Source organism: Bacillus sp. NPDC094077 (assembly GCF_050279465.1).
Classification (GTDB): Bacteria; Bacillota; Bacilli; order Bacillales; family Bacillaceae_G; genus Bacillus_A.
In genome coordinates this window covers 597,199-613,266 of record NZ_JBNNUF010000001.1, presented here as the reverse complement: position 1 = coordinate 613,266, position 16,068 = coordinate 597,199, and the positions used below count along the sequence as shown (strand labels likewise).

Here is a 16,068-nt window from a genome sequence, read left to right as displayed (position 1 = left end):
ATAAACAAATGAATCGTGAACTTATTACAAAATCAGCTTCATACTTAAAAGAGAAATTTCAAGAAACACCACAAGTAGGATTAATTCTTGGATCTGGACTAGGTGTATTAGCAGATGAAATCGAAAACGCAGTAACAGTACCTTATAGCGAAATTCCTGAATTCCCAGTATCAACTGTAGAAGGCCATGCAGGTCAACTAGTATTCGGTACACTTCAAGGTGTAACAGTAGTAGCAATGCAAGGACGTTTCCACTTCTATGAAGGATATGACATGCAAAAAGTAACATTCCCAGTTCGTGTTATGAAAGAACTAGGTGTAGAGACAGTTGTTGTAACGAACGCTGCTGGTGGTGTAAATACATCATTCGAGCCAGGCGACCTTATGTTAATTTCAGACCACATCAACTTCATGGGTACGAATCCATTAATTGGACCAAATGATTCTGAAATGGGTGTACGTTTCCCTGATATGTCTACATCATATACTGTAGAACTTCGCGAAATGGCGAAACAAGTTGCAGCAGACTTAAATATTAAAGTACAAGAAGGTGTATACGTTGGAATGACAGGTCCTGTATATGAAACACCTGCTGAAATTCGTATGCTTCGTACAATTGGCGGAGATGCAGTAGGAATGTCTACTGTACCAGAAGTAATTGTAGCTCGTCATGCGGGTATGAAGGTACTAGGTATTTCTTGTATTTCAAATATGGCAGCTGGTATTTTAGATCAACCGCTTCACCACGATGAAGTAATTGAAACGACAGAGCGTGTGAAAGCGAACTTCTTAGCATTAGTAAAAGCAATCGTAAAACAAATGAAGGGGTGACTTCACAATGAGAATGGTGGACCTAATTGCAAAAAAACGTGACGGACATGCATTAACGACAGAAGAAATTAACTTTATTGTTGAAGGATACACAAATGGTGATATTCCTGATTATCAAGTAAGTGCACTTGCAATGGCAATTTTCTTCCAAGATATGAACGATCAAGAACGTGCGGATTTAACGATGGCAATGGTAAACAGCGGTGATACAATCGACTTATCAGCCATTGAAGGGATAAAAGTAGATAAGCATTCAACAGGTGGTGTTGGTGATACAACGACGCTTGTATTAGGTCCATTAGTAGCTGCTTTAGGTGTACCAGTTGCAAAAATGTCTGGACGTGGTTTAGGACATACTGGTGGTACAATTGATAAATTAGAAGCGGTTCCAGGGTTCCATGTAGAAATTGAAAATGATGAATTCATGCGTCTTGTAAATGAAAATAAAATTGCTGTTATCGGCCAAAGTGGAAACTTAACACCTGCTGATAAAAAGTTATATGCGCTTCGTGATGTAACAGCGACAGTAAACTCAATTCCGCTTATTGCAAGCTCGATTATGAGTAAAAAAATCGCTGCTGGAGCAGATGCAATTGTTCTTGATGTAAAAACTGGAGCAGGTGCATTTATGAAAACGGATGAAGATGCAAAACGTTTAGCAGAAGCAATGGTACGCATCGGTAATAACGTTGGTCGTAATACGATGGCTGTTATTTCTGATATGAGTCAACCACTTGGTGAGGCTATTGGTAATGCATTAGAAGTACAAGAAGCGATTGATACATTACAAGGTAAAGGACCAAAAGATTTAGAAGAGTTATGTTTAACACTTGGAAGTCAAATGGTGTACCTTGCTGGACAAGCTTCAACTTTAGAAGATGCACGTGAAAAGTTAATTGAAGTAATGAACAACGGTAAAGCGCTAGAATCATTTAAAACGTTCTTATCAGCGCAAGGCGGCGATGCATCTGTTGTTGATGATCCTTCTAAATTGCCACAAGCACAATTTAAAATTGAAGTGGAAGCGAAAGAAGACGGATATGTATCAGAAATCGTTGCAGATGAAATCGGAACAGCGGCAATGCTTCTAGGAGCAGGACGTGCGACGAAAGAATCAGAAATTGATTTAGCAGTCGGTTTAATGCTTCGCAAAAAAGTAGGCGACAGTGTGAAAAAAGGTGAATCATTAGTTACAATTTACGCGAATCGTGAAAACGTAGAAGATGTGAAAGCGAAAATTTATGAGAACATGAAGATTGCTAACAATCATGTAGATGCACCGACATTAGTGCACGGTATCGTTACTGAATAATAAAGAAGAGCCAGGGAGTATTTCTCTTTGGCTTTTTTTACTATTTTTTGTTTATAATAATAATGGGTGAAATTATGATTAGAATTTGTGCAGTAACAAAAACAGATGAAGTATTGTATGACGTTTCGCTAGAAGAAACAACGAAAGACCATATTGTATGGTATTGGCTAGACTTATATAAGCCAACGAAAGAAGAGTATACATATATTTTGCAAGATCATTTTAAGTTCCATCCCCTTGCAATTGAAGACTGTATAGAATATGTACAGAGGCCAAAAGTTGATTTTTATGATGGATATAACTTTTTAGTTCTTCACGCGTTTGGAGAGGATGGGTTAGAACCGCATGAAATCGATTTATTTATTAGTGATCGTTACATTGTTTCTTTCCATTTTTCTCATAATAATGCAATTGAAAGAGTATGGAAAACACTTGGCGAAAAGAAACGTATTAAGAAGGGGCCCTTGCATGTAGCACATACAATTATTGACCAAATTGTAGACGATTATTTTGCGCCTGTATATTACATTGAAGATCATTTAAATGCAATTGATGATAATTTAACTGGTGAGACAGCAGGAAGCGTGCTAGAAGAAGTATTTGATATACGTACAGACTTATCTAAACTAAGGCGTACAATCATTCCGATGCGTGATTTATTATATCGTATTTTAAATTCAACTCGTTTTTACGGTATAAGTGATCATGAGATTTACTTCAAAGATATACATGACCATTTGCTTAAATTGACTGAAATGATTGAAGCAAGCCGAGAATTAACGGCGGATATACGGGATAGCTATTTTTCATTAAACTCACATCATATGAATAACATTATGAAAACATTAACTGTCTTCTCAACTATTTTCATGCCATTAACATTTATCGCAGGGGTATATGGAATGAACTTTTCCCATATGCCGGAGCTAGGGGGACAGTATAGTTATTTTATTTGTCTACTTATCATGGCGCTAATTGGCGGTGGAATGATGGCTTGGTTTTATAAGAAAGGATGGTTTAAGTAAAAAAACACCGAGGCATTTACCTCGGTGTTTACTTAACTAATAGCATGTAATACAAACATGGCTAAGAATAAGCATGTAATGATATACATAGATGGCGCGACTTCTTTACGCTTTCCAAGAGCAACTTTTAAAATAGGATAAGCAATAAATCCGAACGCAATGCCATCAGCGATACTATATGTGAGCGGGATCATGACGATAATTAGGAATGCTGGAAATCCTTCTGAAAAGTCGTTCAGAGGAATTTGTTGAATACTTGTAATCATCAGGCCGCCAATAATAATTAAGATTGGTGCAATGGCACTATCAGGAATTAGTTTGACAAACGGAAGTGCGAACAGTGATGCGAAGAATAACAACCCTGTAACGATAGACGTCAGACCTGTCTTACCGCCTGCAGTAATACCCGCGGCACTCTCTACTGTTGAAACGGTAGGGCTTGTGCCAAATAGACCACATGTCATTGCTGAAATTGCATTGGCTTGGTAAGCACGTGGGAATTTACGGTCATCTTCTAATAAACCGTGCAATAGTCCCATGTTCTCAAAAATAAGCACCATGCTTAAGGAGAATGTTGCAATCCAAAATGGTAAGGAAGAAAGCTTCCCAAATGACATAGCTCCAAACACATCGCCGTAATTAGCGAATGAGAATGAACTATTTCCCACTTGACTCGTATCTACAAGACCAAATAGCCATGCGATACCAGTTCCTATTGCAATCGTCCATAAAAAGTTTCCACGTACGTTACGAATAAATAATACAAGTGCAATGATAAGAGTAAGCAATGTCGCAAGAACGACAGGATTACTTAGTTTCCCCATTGCAACAGCAGTATTTGGATTCGAAACGACTAAACCACCTTTTTGCAATCCGATAAATGCTAAAAACAATCCGATGCCGACAGTAATAGCTTCCTTTAGTGACTTTGGAATCGATACTGATAGCACGCGAGCGATTGGTGTAAAAGCGGCAATTGCAAAAATAATACCAGAGATAAAGACAGCAGCTAATGCTTCTTGCCAAGTTAACCCGAGCGTATGCACAGCTGTGTACGTGAAGAATGCATTTACACCCATACCAGGGACAAGAATAGCAGGCGCATTTGCCCAAAACGCCATGAGCAGACATCCGACAAATGAACTAAAAACAGTTGCTAAAATTCCAGCTTCAAGAGGAATGCCAGCATCTGATAAGATTGACGCATTTACAATCATAATATATACGATCGTGAAAAATGACGTAACTCCAGCTAAAATTTCTTGTTTTGGTGATGTTTCGTGTAAACCTAATTTAAATGTTTTTTCAAGTATTCCTTTCATGTTAAACCTTCTTTTTCATATCCCTCTCCCACCCGTGATATCTCTTTTGTAAGAGCTCACCGTCCTTTATTATATCAGAACATCATGTTTTTACAACAACGAAAATGATAACGTTTACTTATAAATGAAATTATTTATAGATACGTAAAAATTGCCCGTATAGTTGAAATGATTTCTAATTCTCCCGATTGAATTGGCGGGGCTGCTTGTGCATGCAAAGTAGCATAAGATGTAATTTCTCTTGGTAATTGGGCAGATTCTTCAACGAGTGAGAGTGGAACAGGATTAATATTTAAATTGTATGTACTCGCAATTGTACGAGCTTTTTCTACTGCTTGTTGCAGAGCTTGAATGAGAGCTTGCTCATAATACTTATTTGGATGAGATATGCGAAAACGTAACCCTTTTGCTACGTTTGCACCATTTGAAACGGCTATATCATATACTTCCCCTGCTTTTTGTACATTTAAAACGGTAATTTCATACAAATGCTCCACACGGTAGCCCTGCAACAATGCTTTATCATTTACATATTCATATTGAGGAGTAATCGTATAAGAAATAGTTTCTATATCTTTATCGGCAATGCCTAGTTGTTTGAGTGCATCAAGTAATTGTCTTGATTGCACTGCATTTTCTTCTTGCGCTTGTTTTACATTTTTATGATCTGTTCGAATTCCGATTGTTAATATAACAATATTTGGTTTTGCTTTTACTACACCTTCACCTTGCACTGTAATAGTAGGTTCTTTCCCATTGTTAATGGTGCGTATATTATGTAAATAAGGATTCATTCCACCTTGCATTTTCCATCACCATCCTTTTTATCCCGCATTTACGGGCAGTAAGACTGCCCGTAAATGCCCGATTGATTCAACTAATAATCAGTGGGGGATGGACATCTCCCTACTGATTAAAGTTTCACTTTATATGTATATGTGTGAACAAAAAAGAAAATTGTATGAAAAAAGTTACATAAATGAGAATGTTGAGGAAAGAAAGCATATACAACATAGGTATTTATAGATTATAATATGTGTAAATATGATAAAAAAGGGACGAGGCTAGTGAACGAAAAAAGAGAAACGCTGATTTTAGATTTATCCGCATCATTTCGAAAGATGATACGTTTATTACAAAATGATATTAATACACGCTTTGCAGAACATATGCCATATAATGAATTTTCTGTATTACGTGCGTTATTTTTAAACAGTCCACAGATGGCTTCGCAAATTGCGAGTGAAGTAAACGTAACCTCCAGTCATATTACAGCTGTTACAGATCGTCTCGTACGAAAAGGGTTTGTAGAAAGAAAGCGTTCAAATTCAGACCGTCGTATCGTGTATTTAGAAATTACAGAGCACGGAAGAGAAGTAACTGAAAAACTTGAAGCTGTGCGTAAGGAATACTATAAAGAGAAATTTAAAGGTTGGAGCGACCAAGAAATAGAAATGGTATTAGAGCTATTTGGCCGCGTATTATAATAAATGAGGATAGGAAGCAAAGCTTTCCTATCCTTTTTCTTTTGAATAAAAACATTTTGAAACTCCGATACTTTAATTAAAAAGAATCGGAGGGAAAATTATGAAACGTATTTTTACGCTTCTCATTATGATTGGAAGTGTTTTCTCCTTTAATAAATTTGTGGATGCTGCAACGCCAATACAAGTCGTTCAAAAAGAATTACAACATATTTCAAATAAGCAACTTGTTTTATATTCGAAACTATGGATTCGCTCTATGCAAAATGCAATTTTATTTCATCATAGCGATGACGTTCGGCATGAAGATACGATAAGCAACGTGACAAAATCTTCTCTTGTAAAAGTAAAACAACTTCCACTTCATAAAGCTTCACAGTATATTCCAAGACTATCTCAATACATTTCTAAGTTTGAGGCTGAGAATGTTCAAGTGTATTATGTTGCAGCGCGTTATGAAGTGAAAAAAGAGAATCCGTACCAATTAAATGGAATGAATTATTTTATGCAAGTGTTTATTCAACAAGGAGGAGAATGGAGAATTGCTGAAAGTATAGTTGCTCCAACAGATCAAATCGTAGCAAATGGTGATGGATTTGGAACAAGGCAAGAAAAGGAATATGGGAAAAGAAGAGAGAATGTGAAATAGCCTCCTTTTGAAGGAGGCTATTTAGTATGAAGTAAAAATTTTTTATTTATCAAATAGTTAAGTATTACATAGCTAAATAATCCTATTATTATGAATCCGGCGTAATAACTTAATAGAGGATCATTTTTTCCACCTGTTATCCGGCCTCCTAATAAGGCAAAACATATTGTAGCACATGGTATAAATAAACCATGTAGTTTAGTGAATAATAATATTTTACCGTTATTTTCATTTGGAGTCCGATCATATAAAAATACTCCTAATGGTAAAAGAATGAGAATATAAAGAATTGGAGTGAGAATCTTCCAGATGGGCGCGAATTGATGGTGCTCCTTAACGGATTCTTTTAAATTATTAATGTCTACTTCTTTTACTTTGGGATTAAATGTATAAGATATATAAGTATTATTAGTAGGTGCAAAAACTTCAATGTTTTCTATATATGATGCATAATTCGTTTTCTTAAAGAAAAATTCAGTTGTAGATACATTTGTGTGAATCCAAGCAAAATGAAACAGTAACACGCTTATTCCATATGGTAATATGATGAAAATTAAGCTTAACATACTATGCGAAATGACATTGCCAGCAATTGTTCCGATAAAAATAGCTATTGTAAAAATCGCAATCCATGTAATGGTAACGTAACATAATAATGTACCCATTGGCCCAAAAGATTGGTATTGGTTAAAAAGATTAATCTTTAGGATGAAATACATTAAGATGGCATTAAGACTCATTATGAATATAATTGCGATTGTCCCGAACAGCCACTTAGAAAGAAAAAGCTCTTTTCTCGTGAATGGCATTGCAAATAACAGATAGTCTGTTTGATTTTGCCTTTCCCAACTGATTAATGAACAGGCAAGTAATATAAAAATTGGAATGAAGGGAATGATAAGAGTATCCCCATTTAAACTATAGTAGAAATAGCCATCTTCGTTTGGTTGAACCTGTAAATCATTAAAGTAGCTAATAGGTAAAAACCAAAAACTACTACAAGCAAAGAGTAAAAGAATGTACTTGCTTTGCTTATAATGATATAGCCATAAAGCTGTATGAAACATGTAATCCCTCCTATAGCAAAATTACGATAATGTTAAGTTTATTTAGCGCTCCAAGAGAACTTCCATTTTAATAGTTTGGATAGAAGAAAATAGCTAATTAAGCTTGTTCCAAAAAATCCGATGTAAAAATTAAGTAATGATTTGTCTCCCCTTAAGACTAAACCACCAACTATTCCTATAAAGAAAATAACAAAGCTCATAACTATTTTTTGTAACTTCGGATAAAGTAAGAAGCTACCGTTTCGCTCATTTACTGAACGAACATATAAATACATACCGAACGGTAACAAAATAATGATATGTGTAATAGGTGCAATCAATAATTTTGCTGAAGGGATTTTTGTAAAGTTTGGTTCATTATGACGCACTCCATCAGGATCGGTATAGGCACTTTGTGGATCATAATCAAATCTAATGCGAAAATCTTCTGCTGGACCAGAAATACGGACGTTTTCCAAAATGCGGTTCATATTTCCATTGTTTTCATGAAAATCTATATTTGAGTGAATAGCAATGACTCCTGAGATAAGAGATGGAAGTAGCAATGGGAACATGAATATAGATGCAGTGAGAAGTCCCTGCGAGATAATATTCCCAGTGATTGTTCCTATACATAAGGCAAGTGTATAAATAGCAATTAATACAATTAACATGTATATAAAATAAGAATGAAATGGAGAAAATACTTGGTATTTATTATGAAAAGTCATGTTTTTCATAATAGCAAATAGTCCCCAGTTTATACTGACAGCTGCTACAATGTTACAAATGCCAAACAACCATTTTGTCATAAAAAGGTGTGAACGTTTAAAAGGCATAGACCAAAGAAAATCAATGGAGTTATTTTGCCTTTCCCAGCCGATTAACGTACAGGCCAGAATGATAAGTGCAACACCTTGAAAGATGACAGGATCCATAAGTAATAAATCAAACCGGTAGTGATATATATAGTCCCCTTCTTTTTGCATCTCTAACAAGTGTTGTTGTTCAATAGCTGCCATATAGTATTTGTATGACAAATTGTAGAAGCTAACGAACCAAAATAACCAGACCATATATTTACTTTGTTGATACGTCCTTAGCCATAATGCTTTTTGAAACATAGGATCTCTCCTTTAAAAGACTTTATAATTTGTAAGGCGCTTTAGTACGAAATAAGTGATGATTCCGGCGAAACACATACTGGTATACGGATTAAATAAGAAATTAAATAGAGGTAATTTATAGCTACCTAGTAATGCAAAATAGATTGTCACTATCCATATCCATATTCGTAAATGTTTTTGAAAAATAAATATTTTTTGGCTATTTTCAATTGGCGATCGCTTGTATAAATATGTGCCAATAAGTAAATAGAATATAGTGTAAAAAATAGGAACTAGCATTGATTTAGCTGAATAATAAATATGGAATTCTGGACCTTTTAAATGCGATGAATCAGCTGCTTCCTCATTTCTTTCCGGATTATAGTAGTAACTAATAGAAAAATTATCTATCGGTGCAACGGTATTTGTTTTTTTATTAATTTCCGAAATACTTGCATATAATTGGCGGTCATTCTTATATGTAATATCTAGAGAATTGATTGTGAAATTGTATAGTAATGAAATAAATGTAAATCCCATTAGTAACCAAGGTATACAAAAAACGATTTGTGAAACGATACCACCAGTAAAAGTACCGATACATAAGGCAGCTGTATAGACTGCAACATACGAAACAATAGCATAAAGAAAGTATCGATGAAATGGTCCAAATGATTGATAATCAAAATGAATTGTAGTTCTATAAATAAAATACATAAGAATCCAATTTATAAGGAATGAGCCTATAATACAGAATGAACCGAAAGTCCATTTAGATAAGAAAACATCTTTTCGTTTAAAAGGCATTCCCATAAGTGAAGTAATAGATTGGTTGCTACGTTCCCACCCTATTAATAGACACGCTAAAAAAATAATAAGAATAGTAAACAAAAAACTACTATCATTTGACCTAAATGCGTAATAATAATCGAAAGTTCCTTTTTCTTGCAAATTATAATATTTAGCAAGTTGTAGTTGAGCTTCTCTATAGTATCTGAAAGATAAATAGTAAAGTGTACTCAAGAAAAAGAGTAACGCAGCATATTTCCCGCGTTTCCAATTCCACATCCACAACGCCTTATGAAACATACCCATCCTCCTCCAGTGTCGTAACGAAAACATCTTCAAGCGACATTGTTAATTCTTCAATGAGTATTGGTTGCTCTTTATAAAACTTCTCCAGTGTTGTAGCTACATTTCCCTCAATTAAGATTGTATACACTTTTCCTGTTTGGTTTAGTATTTTAATATTACTTAAGTTTTCTAGTTTTTGAGGTAGTGATCGCTCGTAAGCAACTTGTATTTTTGCAAATCGTGATTTTGCATCGTCTAGTGATGTAATAGAAGATACGGTATGGCCTTTTAATATAATGATTGTATCTGCAATTTGTTCAACTTCATCTAAATGATGAGTTGAGATGAAAATGGTGATCTCTTTTTCTGCAACTTCTCCAACGAGAAACTGCAAAATCTGTCTTTTAACGATAGGATCAAGCCCATTCGTCGGCTCATCTAAAATGATATATTCTGCTTTTGCAGCAACAGCTAAAATGATCGCAAGCAGCGCTTTCATGCCTTTTGAATAACTACGAATTCGTTTATTTGGTAAGTTGAACCGCTCTAATAATTCATAGAAATATTGTTCATCAAACGCTGTATAAACAGCTTTATAAAACTTTACAATTTCTTTTACTGTATATCCGTTCAGTATATTAGTAGAATCCGGAACATACACGAGCTTTTGCTTAATCTCAGGATGCTGATGAATATCCGTATCCTCACATGTAACAGTTCCTGAATCTGGGTCTAAAATACCGACCATTGTTCGTAATAAAGTTGTTTTCCCCGCGCCGTTTCTTCCGAGTAATCCGACGATACTACCTTTTTGTAATGTGAAAGAAACATCGTCTAAAATTGTTTGATTATCAATTGTTTTCTTCAAGCTTGTCACTTTCAGCATCTGTATTTCCTCCAATCTCTTTGTAGTATGAATCTATCCAATCGTGAATTTTATCTTTCGTAATCCCAAGATAAGAGGCTTCTAGTAATAATTGATGAAATTGCTTTTCAACCATAGCGATTTTCCTTTCGTCTAATGTTGGAGTAATCGATTGGGATACAAATGTTCCTTTTCCTCGTAATGTTTCAATAATCCCTTGTCGCTCTAATTCTTGATACGCTTTACTAACGGTGTTTGGATTTATAACGAGTAAAGAAGCGAGCTCGCGTACCGAAGGAAGTTTATCCCTTGGAGCTAGCATGTTTTTCAATACGAGTTCTTTTATATTTTGAACAATTTGTTCCCATATCGGAGTGTTGCTTCTTGGATCAAGTTGAATATGCAAGAGCAATGTCTCCTTCCTAATATGTATTAAGTGTACTACTGTGTGTAATACACTTAATACAATATAGGTGGTGAATGTATTTGTCAACTGAAAATGTTAGAAAAATATGGTATTAAAAAATAATAAATTGGAAAAAATAGGTCTGATATAGAATGGAGGGTTAGTCATGAAGCGAGTTTTTGGAATACTTGTTTGTTTCATGTTATTGCTTTCTGGTACTTCAGTTAGTTTCGCACAATCTGAGAAGACGAAGCAGGAGAAAACAGAAGAAACAACGCCGAAGTTAGCGGAACAAGCGTCGTCAGCAATCGTAATTGAACAAGATACAGGTAAAGTTTTGTTTGAGAAAAATCCAAATGAGAAGTTACCACCTGCTAGTATGACAAAGATAATGACAATGCTATTAATTATGGAACAAGTTGAAAAAGGAAAACTAAAACTGACCGATAAAGTTAGAGCGAGTGAGCATGCAGCTTCAATGGGTGGATCACAAATCTTTTTAGAGCCTGGGGAAGAGATGACTGTAAATGAAATGCTAAAGGGTATTGCAATTGCATCTGGAAATGATGCGTCTGTTGCAGTGGCGGAGCATATCGCGGGTTCAGAAGAAGGTTTTGTAAATATGATGAACGAAAAAGCGAAAGATTTAGGACTGAAAAATACTCATTTTCAAAACCCAACAGGTCTTCCGGCTAAAGATCATTATTCCACAGCAAATGATATGGCTATAATGGCAAAAGAATTGATGAAGTATCCACTTATTCGCAAATACACAGGTAAATACGAAGACTATTTACGTGAAGATACGGATAAGAAGTTTTGGCTCGTTAATACAAATAAGTTAGTACGTTTTTATCCTGGTGTAGATGGTGTGAAAACGGGCTTTACAACAGAAGCAAAATATTGTTTAACAGCATCGGCTGAAAAAAATGGCATGCGTGTCATTTCAGTTGTTATGGGAGCACCTACATCAAAAGAACGGAACAATCAAGTGACGAAGCTTCTTGACTATGCATTTGGACAATATATGACAAAGAAATTGTATACACGTGGCGAAAAAATTAAGACTGTCCAAGTAGGAAAAGGGAAAAAAGAAAAAGTAGATTTAGTTGCATCAGATAATGTTTCTCTTCTTATGAAGAAGGGTGAAAATATGGACAAAGTAAAACAAGAAGTAATCGCTGAAAAGAAAGTGAAAGCGCCGATTAAAAAAGGTGATGCACTTGGTACACTTGTCATTAAAAAGGATAAAGATATTTTATTAAAACAAACAATTGTAGCAAAAGAAGATGTTGACGCAGCGAGCTGGTGGGAGTTATTTAAGAGAAGTTTTGGGATGTTTTCAACATCAAAATAGCGGCGGGAAATTTGCCGCTTTTCTGCTTGTTTGTACAGGAATAATTGCTGAAAGATTTCACATTATGGCGAAATAGTACTTCTTTTGTCAGTAGGAAGGATTCTTATTTTGTATCACGAAAATCTTTATGTATGTGAATGAGTAAAGTTTGAGCATAAGGAGGAAATCGTGTGAGTCTTTCCATGCAATTAGAGGTAAAACGTGACGTCTTATGTGTGAGGTTAGCGGGTGAATTAGATCATCATACTGCTGAAGAGTTGCGAACGAAAGTAACAGATATGATTGAGACGCATGGTGTTCATCATATTGTTTTGAGCCTAGAGAATTTATCATTTATGGATAGTTCTGGTTTAGGTGTTATATTAGGCCGATATAAACATGTTAAGGGATTAGGTGGAGAAATGGTTGTTTGTGCAATTTCACCGCCTGTTAAGCGTTTGTTTGAAATGTCGGGCTTATTCAAAATTGTTCGCTTAGAAGAAAGTGAAGCGCACGCGCTCGCGACGTTGGGGGTGGCATAAATGAGAAATGAAATGAACCTTCAATTTTCAGCGTTAAGTCAGAATGAATCATTCGCTCGCGTTACAGTAGCTGCTTTTATTGCACAACTAGACCCAACGATGGAAGAACTAACAGAGATTAAAACAGTTGTGTCAGAAGCAGTTACAAATGCAATTATTCATGGGTACGAAGGAAATGCAGAAGGTGTTGTTTATATTTCAGTGATTTTGGAAGAAGCAATGGTGAAACTCACGATTCGAGATGAAGGGATTGGTATCTTTAACTTAGATGAAGCGAGACAACCCCTTTTTACAACTAAACCTGAATTAGAGCGTTCCGGAATGGGATTTACTATCATGGAAAATTTTATGGATGAAGTAGAAGTTATTTCAAACGAATCTTTCGGGACAACAATCCATTTGACAAAATACTTATCAAATAGTAACGCTCTATGCAATTAAGGAGAATAGCCTATGGACATAGAGGTCAAAAATGAGAAGAAGAAACCTCAGCTAAAGGACCACGAGCTAAAAGCGTTAATTCAAAAAAGTCAAGATGGAGATCAACAAGCGAGGGATACAATCGTTCAAAGTAATATGCGTCTCGTATGGTCGGTTGTGCAGCGGTTTCTTAATCGAGGATACGAGCCAGACGACTTATTTCAAATTGGATGTATTGGACTCTTAAAATCGGTAGATAAATTTGATTTATCTTTCGACGTGAAATTTTCAACATATGCAGTTCCCATGATTATTGGAGAAATACAACGATTTTTACGTGACGATGGATCAGTGAAAGTAAGTAGGTCTTTAAAAGAAACAGGAAACAAAATTCGAAAGATGAGAGACGAACTTTCGAAAGAATTCGGAAGGGCCCCAACGATAAATGAAGTAGCAGAGGCGCTAGAACTAACGCCAGAAGAAGTTGTTTTGGCGCAAGAAGCGAGTCGAGCACCTTCATCTATACATGAAACTGTGTATGAAAACGATGGAGACCCAATTACTATTTTAGATCAAATTGCAGATCAATCTGAAACGAAATGGTTTGATAAAATTGCTTTAAAAGAAGCAATTAGAGAATTGGATGAACGAGAACGTTTAATTGTGTACTTGCGTTATTATAAAGACCAAACGCAATCAGAAGTAGCGGAGCGCATTGGTATTTCACAAGTGCAAGTTTCAAGACTTGAAAAGAAAATATTAAAACAGATGAAAGATCGAATAGATGAATAACTATCTATTCGATCTTTTTATGTTTGTAATGGGAGAAAAATGTTAATTTCCGCAAAAATTAACAGAATTTATTGATAATTTAGTAAATTTAAAATATAATCCAAGTATGAACTTGTCATAAAGGGGGAAGGAAACATGGAAACGAGGCAACAATGGGGAACGAGGGCTGGATTTATTTTCGCAGCGGTCGGCTCTGCCGTTGGATTAGGAAACATATGGCGTTTTCCTTATACAGCGTATGAAAATGGAGGAGGCGCATTCTTTTTACCGTACTTATTCGCATTATTAACGACTGGTATTTCATTGCTAGCATTCGAATTTGCTCTTGGGCATCGTCATCGTGGTTCTGCACCACTTACATTCTTCCGTATTCATCCACGTGCTGAATTTATTGGATGGTGGCAAATGTGTGTAACATTTATCGTTTCAACATATTATGCAGTAATTATTGCTTGGTCTATTTCGTATACGTATTTTGCAATTACTGGAGCATGGGGGAAAGACACGCAATCATTTTTATTTAAAGAATATTTACATGTTGCAGATAAGCCAGGACAGTTTGGGGGGCTTGTGCCAGAAGTATTAATTCCGTTAGCTCTCGTTTGGATTATTGTGCTTGGTGTTGCATTCAAAGGCGTTAAAAAAGGAATCGAAGTTGTTAACCGCATTTTTATTCCTTTACTAGTTGTTATGTTTCTAATTATCGTTGTTCGTGCAGTGACGATGGAAGGTGCGATGCAAGGGTTAGATGCATTCTTTAAACCAGATTGGAGTCGTATTTTTGATGGGAAAGTATGGCTTGCTGCTTATGGACAAATTTTCTTTAGTTTATCTTTAGCATTCGGAATTATGATTACGTATTCTAGTTATTTACCAAAAAACTCAGATACAACAAATAATGCTTTTATTACAGGGTTTGCAAATTCAGGATTTGAGTTATTAGCCGGGATTGGAGTCTTTGCTGCTCTTGGATTTATGGCAAATAACATGGGGGTACCAGTTGATAAAGTTGCGAGTGCTGGCGTAGGGCTTGCGTTCGTAGTATTCCCACAAATTATTAACGAATTACCAATGTCATCGCTATTTGGCGTATTATTTTTCTTATCGTTAACAGTTGCTGGAATCACGTCACTTATTTCCCTCGCTGAAGTATGTTTTGCTGCTGTATCTGAAAAATTTAGCTTGAGTCGTCAAAAGACGATTGGAATTATGGGAACACTTCTCGTGTTAGTTTCTCTTGTTTTCGCAACACGTGGTGGGCTGATGTTCCTAGATGTTGTTGATTATTTCGCTAATAATTTTGGGTTAATTACAATTGCACTAGCTGAAGTAGTTACAATAGGCCTTATCTTGCGCCGTCTACCTATTTATCAAAATCATGCAAACTTTGTATCAGATATAAAGTTAGGAACGTTTTGGAGAGTGAGTTTATTAGTCATTACCCCCCTTATGTTAGGGTATATGTTAATTGATGGTACAATCCAAAATATTAAAAAGAACTACGAAGATTATCCAACGGAGTTTGTAGTAACGTATGGTTGGTCGATTGCAGCAGCATTCCTTATCGTTGCACTAGTTATTAGTCTGAAAAAATGGAATGCACAAATACATTCAGACTCTGCCCAGCTTGAAAAAGAATGGAAAGATCGAGGTGTTTCATGATGAGTGGATCAGCGATAATGATGATGGTTATTGGAATGGTAGTTATTTGGGGAGGACTCGCATTAAGTATTGCAAATCTATTTAAGAAAAAGGCTTAGCTCAAAAACATCTGTACCGAAATGGTACAGATGTTTTTTTTGAAAAAATTGTATTAGAAAAAATTCCAATAACCATACTACAACTACGAGGAAGAGTGA

General features: G+C 35.6%; 18 protein-coding genes. 11 read left to right on the top strand and 7 right to left on the bottom strand.

Annotated elements, in window-relative coordinates:
• Positions 1-8: 8 nt before the first annotated feature.
• From ACQKNR_RS03090 to corA, 3 genes are all read left to right on the top strand, one after another.
• Positions 9-830: a purine-nucleoside phosphorylase gene (locus tag ACQKNR_RS03090; protein WP_193410198.1), complete on the top strand. Its 822-nt coding sequence runs from the start codon at positions 9-11 to the stop codon at positions 828-830.
• Between the two features lie 7 nt (positions 831-837).
• Positions 838-2,142 (top strand): pyrimidine-nucleoside phosphorylase, encoded by a 1,305-nt coding sequence (locus ACQKNR_RS03085; protein WP_427315269.1) that lies wholly within the window; start codon positions 838-840, stop codon positions 2,140-2,142.
• Positions 2,143-2,204: 62 nt separating this feature from the next.
• Entirely contained in the window at positions 2,205-3,167 is a 963-nt protein-coding gene (corA, locus tag ACQKNR_RS03080) for a magnesium/cobalt transporter CorA (RefSeq protein WP_427315267.1), read from the top strand.
• Positions 3,168-3,199: 32 nt separating this feature from the next.
• Here the strand turns inward: corA and ACQKNR_RS03075 are convergent, their stop codons facing one another.
• Together ACQKNR_RS03075 and ACQKNR_RS03070 are read right to left on the bottom strand one after the other, a co-directional pair.
• Positions 3,200-4,489: an NCS2 family permease gene (locus ACQKNR_RS03075; RefSeq protein WP_427315265.1), complete on the bottom strand. Its 1,290-nt coding sequence runs from the start codon at positions 4,487-4,489 to the stop codon at positions 3,200-3,202.
• Between the two features lie 134 nt (positions 4,490-4,623).
• Positions 4,624-5,295 (bottom strand): SIMPL domain-containing protein, encoded by a 672-nt coding sequence (locus ACQKNR_RS03070; protein ID WP_427315263.1) that lies wholly within the window; start codon positions 5,293-5,295, stop codon positions 4,624-4,626.
• 261 nt (positions 5,296-5,556) lie between these two features.
• Between ACQKNR_RS03070 and ACQKNR_RS03065 the strand changes: the two genes are divergently transcribed.
• Positions 5,557-5,976: a MarR family winged helix-turn-helix transcriptional regulator gene (locus ACQKNR_RS03065; RefSeq protein WP_427315261.1), complete on the top strand. Its 420-nt coding sequence runs from the start codon at positions 5,557-5,559 to the stop codon at positions 5,974-5,976.
• 100 nt (positions 5,977-6,076) lie between these two features.
• Positions 6,077-6,622, top strand: a complete 546-nt coding sequence (locus ACQKNR_RS03060; RefSeq protein ID WP_427315259.1) for a hypothetical protein — start codon at positions 6,077-6,079, stop codon at positions 6,620-6,622.
• Positions 6,623-6,639: 17 nt separating this feature from the next.
• Here the strand turns inward: ACQKNR_RS03060 and ACQKNR_RS03055 are convergent, their stop codons facing one another.
• The 5 genes from ACQKNR_RS03055 to ACQKNR_RS03035 are packed head-to-tail and all read right to left on the bottom strand — an operon-like array spanning position 6,640 to position 11,119.
• The gene (locus ACQKNR_RS03055) at positions 6,640-7,689 is read right to left on the bottom strand and encodes an ABC transporter permease (protein WP_427315257.1); all 1,050 of its coding nucleotides are present in this window, start codon (positions 7,687-7,689) and stop codon (positions 6,640-6,642) included.
• Between the two features lie 38 nt (positions 7,690-7,727).
• Positions 7,728-8,792 carry an ABC transporter permease subunit gene (locus ACQKNR_RS03050; RefSeq protein ID WP_427315255.1) on the bottom strand — a complete coding sequence of 355 codons (1,065 nt, stop codon included), beginning with the start codon at positions 8,790-8,792 and terminating at the stop codon, positions 7,728-7,730.
• Between the two features lie 12 nt (positions 8,793-8,804).
• Positions 8,805-9,863 (bottom strand): ABC transporter permease subunit, encoded by a 1,059-nt coding sequence (locus ACQKNR_RS03045; protein ID WP_427315253.1) that lies wholly within the window; start codon positions 9,861-9,863, stop codon positions 8,805-8,807.
• The gene (locus ACQKNR_RS03040; protein WP_427315251.1) at positions 9,853-10,734 is read right to left on the bottom strand and encodes an ABC transporter ATP-binding protein; all 882 of its coding nucleotides are present in this window, start codon (positions 10,732-10,734) and stop codon (positions 9,853-9,855) included. Before ACQKNR_RS03040 ends, ACQKNR_RS03045 begins: the two co-directional genes overlap by 11 nt.
• The gene (locus tag ACQKNR_RS03035; protein ID WP_427315249.1) at positions 10,700-11,119 is read right to left on the bottom strand and encodes a GntR family transcriptional regulator; all 420 of its coding nucleotides are present in this window, start codon (positions 11,117-11,119) and stop codon (positions 10,700-10,702) included. The genes ACQKNR_RS03040 and ACQKNR_RS03035 overlap by 35 nt, the downstream gene beginning before the upstream one ends.
• 166 nt (positions 11,120-11,285) lie before the next feature.
• Here ACQKNR_RS03035 and dacF point away from each other — a divergent pair, with 166 nt between their 5' ends.
• The 6 genes from dacF (at position 11,286) to ACQKNR_RS03005 (ending at position 15,969) form a co-directional block, all read left to right on the top strand.
• Entirely contained in the window at positions 11,286-12,476 is a 1,191-nt protein-coding gene (gene dacF, locus ACQKNR_RS03030; protein ID WP_427315247.1) for a serine-type D-Ala-D-Ala carboxypeptidase DacF, read from the top strand.
• A gap of 170 nt (positions 12,477-12,646) precedes the next feature.
• Positions 12,647-12,997 carry an anti-sigma F factor antagonist gene (gene spoIIAA / locus ACQKNR_RS03025; protein WP_000059133.1) on the top strand — a complete coding sequence of 117 codons (351 nt, stop codon included), beginning with the start codon at positions 12,647-12,649 and terminating at the stop codon, positions 12,995-12,997.
• Entirely contained in the window at positions 12,998-13,438 is a 441-nt protein-coding gene (spoIIAB, locus tag ACQKNR_RS03020) for an anti-sigma F factor (protein ID WP_001243400.1), read from the top strand.
• A 12-nt stretch (positions 13,439-13,450) separates the two neighbouring features.
• Positions 13,451-14,209: an RNA polymerase sporulation sigma factor SigF gene (gene sigF, locus ACQKNR_RS03015; RefSeq protein ID WP_000350729.1), complete on the top strand. Its 759-nt coding sequence runs from the start codon at positions 13,451-13,453 to the stop codon at positions 14,207-14,209.
• Positions 14,210-14,344: 135 nt separating this feature from the next.
• Complete coding sequence (locus ACQKNR_RS03010) at positions 14,345-15,871, top strand: sodium-dependent transporter (protein ID WP_427315245.1); 1,527 nt, start codon at positions 14,345-14,347, stop codon at positions 15,869-15,871.
• Positions 15,871-15,969: a methionine/alanine import family NSS transporter small subunit gene (locus ACQKNR_RS03005; RefSeq protein ID WP_000016829.1), complete on the top strand. Its 99-nt coding sequence runs from the start codon at positions 15,871-15,873 to the stop codon at positions 15,967-15,969. The genes ACQKNR_RS03010 and ACQKNR_RS03005 overlap by 1 nt, the downstream gene beginning before the upstream one ends.
• The last annotated feature ends 99 nt before the right edge of the window (positions 15,970-16,068 follow it).

Coding starts and splice junctions, on each gene's coding strand:
- ACQKNR_RS03090 (WP_193410198.1), top strand. CDS start 9: ATGAATCGTGAACTTATTACAAAATCAGCTTCATACTTAAAAGAGAAA.
- ACQKNR_RS03085 (WP_427315269.1), top strand. CDS start 838: ATGAGAATGGTGGACCTAATTGCAAAAAAACGTGACGGACATGCATTA.
- corA (WP_427315267.1), top strand. CDS start 2,205: ATGGGTGAAATTATGATTAGAATTTGTGCAGTAACAAAAACAGATGAA.
- ACQKNR_RS03075 (WP_427315265.1), bottom strand. CDS start 4,489: ATGAAAGGAATACTTGAAAAAACATTTAAATTAGGTTTACACGAAACA.
- ACQKNR_RS03070 (WP_427315263.1), bottom strand. CDS start 5,295: ATGCAAGGTGGAATGAATCCTTATTTACATAATATACGCACCATTAAC.
- ACQKNR_RS03060 (WP_427315259.1), top strand. CDS start 6,077: ATGAAACGTATTTTTACGCTTCTCATTATGATTGGAAGTGTTTTCTCC.
- ACQKNR_RS03055 (WP_427315257.1), bottom strand. CDS start 7,689: ATGTTTCATACAGCTTTATGGCTATATCATTATAAGCAAAGCAAGTAC.
- ACQKNR_RS03050 (WP_427315255.1), bottom strand. CDS start 8,792: ATGTTTCAAAAAGCATTATGGCTAAGGACGTATCAACAAAGTAAATAT.
- ACQKNR_RS03045 (WP_427315253.1), bottom strand. CDS start 9,863: ATGTTTCATAAGGCGTTGTGGATGTGGAATTGGAAACGCGGGAAATAT.
- ACQKNR_RS03040 (WP_427315251.1), bottom strand. CDS start 10,734: ATGCTGAAAGTGACAAGCTTGAAGAAAACAATTGATAATCAAACAATT.
- dacF (WP_427315247.1), top strand. CDS start 11,286: ATGAAGCGAGTTTTTGGAATACTTGTTTGTTTCATGTTATTGCTTTCT.
- spoIIAB (WP_001243400.1), top strand. CDS start 12,998: ATGAGAAATGAAATGAACCTTCAATTTTCAGCGTTAAGTCAGAATGAA.
- sigF (WP_000350729.1), top strand. CDS start 13,451: ATGGACATAGAGGTCAAAAATGAGAAGAAGAAACCTCAGCTAAAGGAC.
- ACQKNR_RS03010 (WP_427315245.1), top strand. CDS start 14,345: ATGGAAACGAGGCAACAATGGGGAACGAGGGCTGGATTTATTTTCGCA.
- ACQKNR_RS03005 (WP_000016829.1), top strand. CDS start 15,871: ATGAGTGGATCAGCGATAATGATGATGGTTATTGGAATGGTAGTTATT.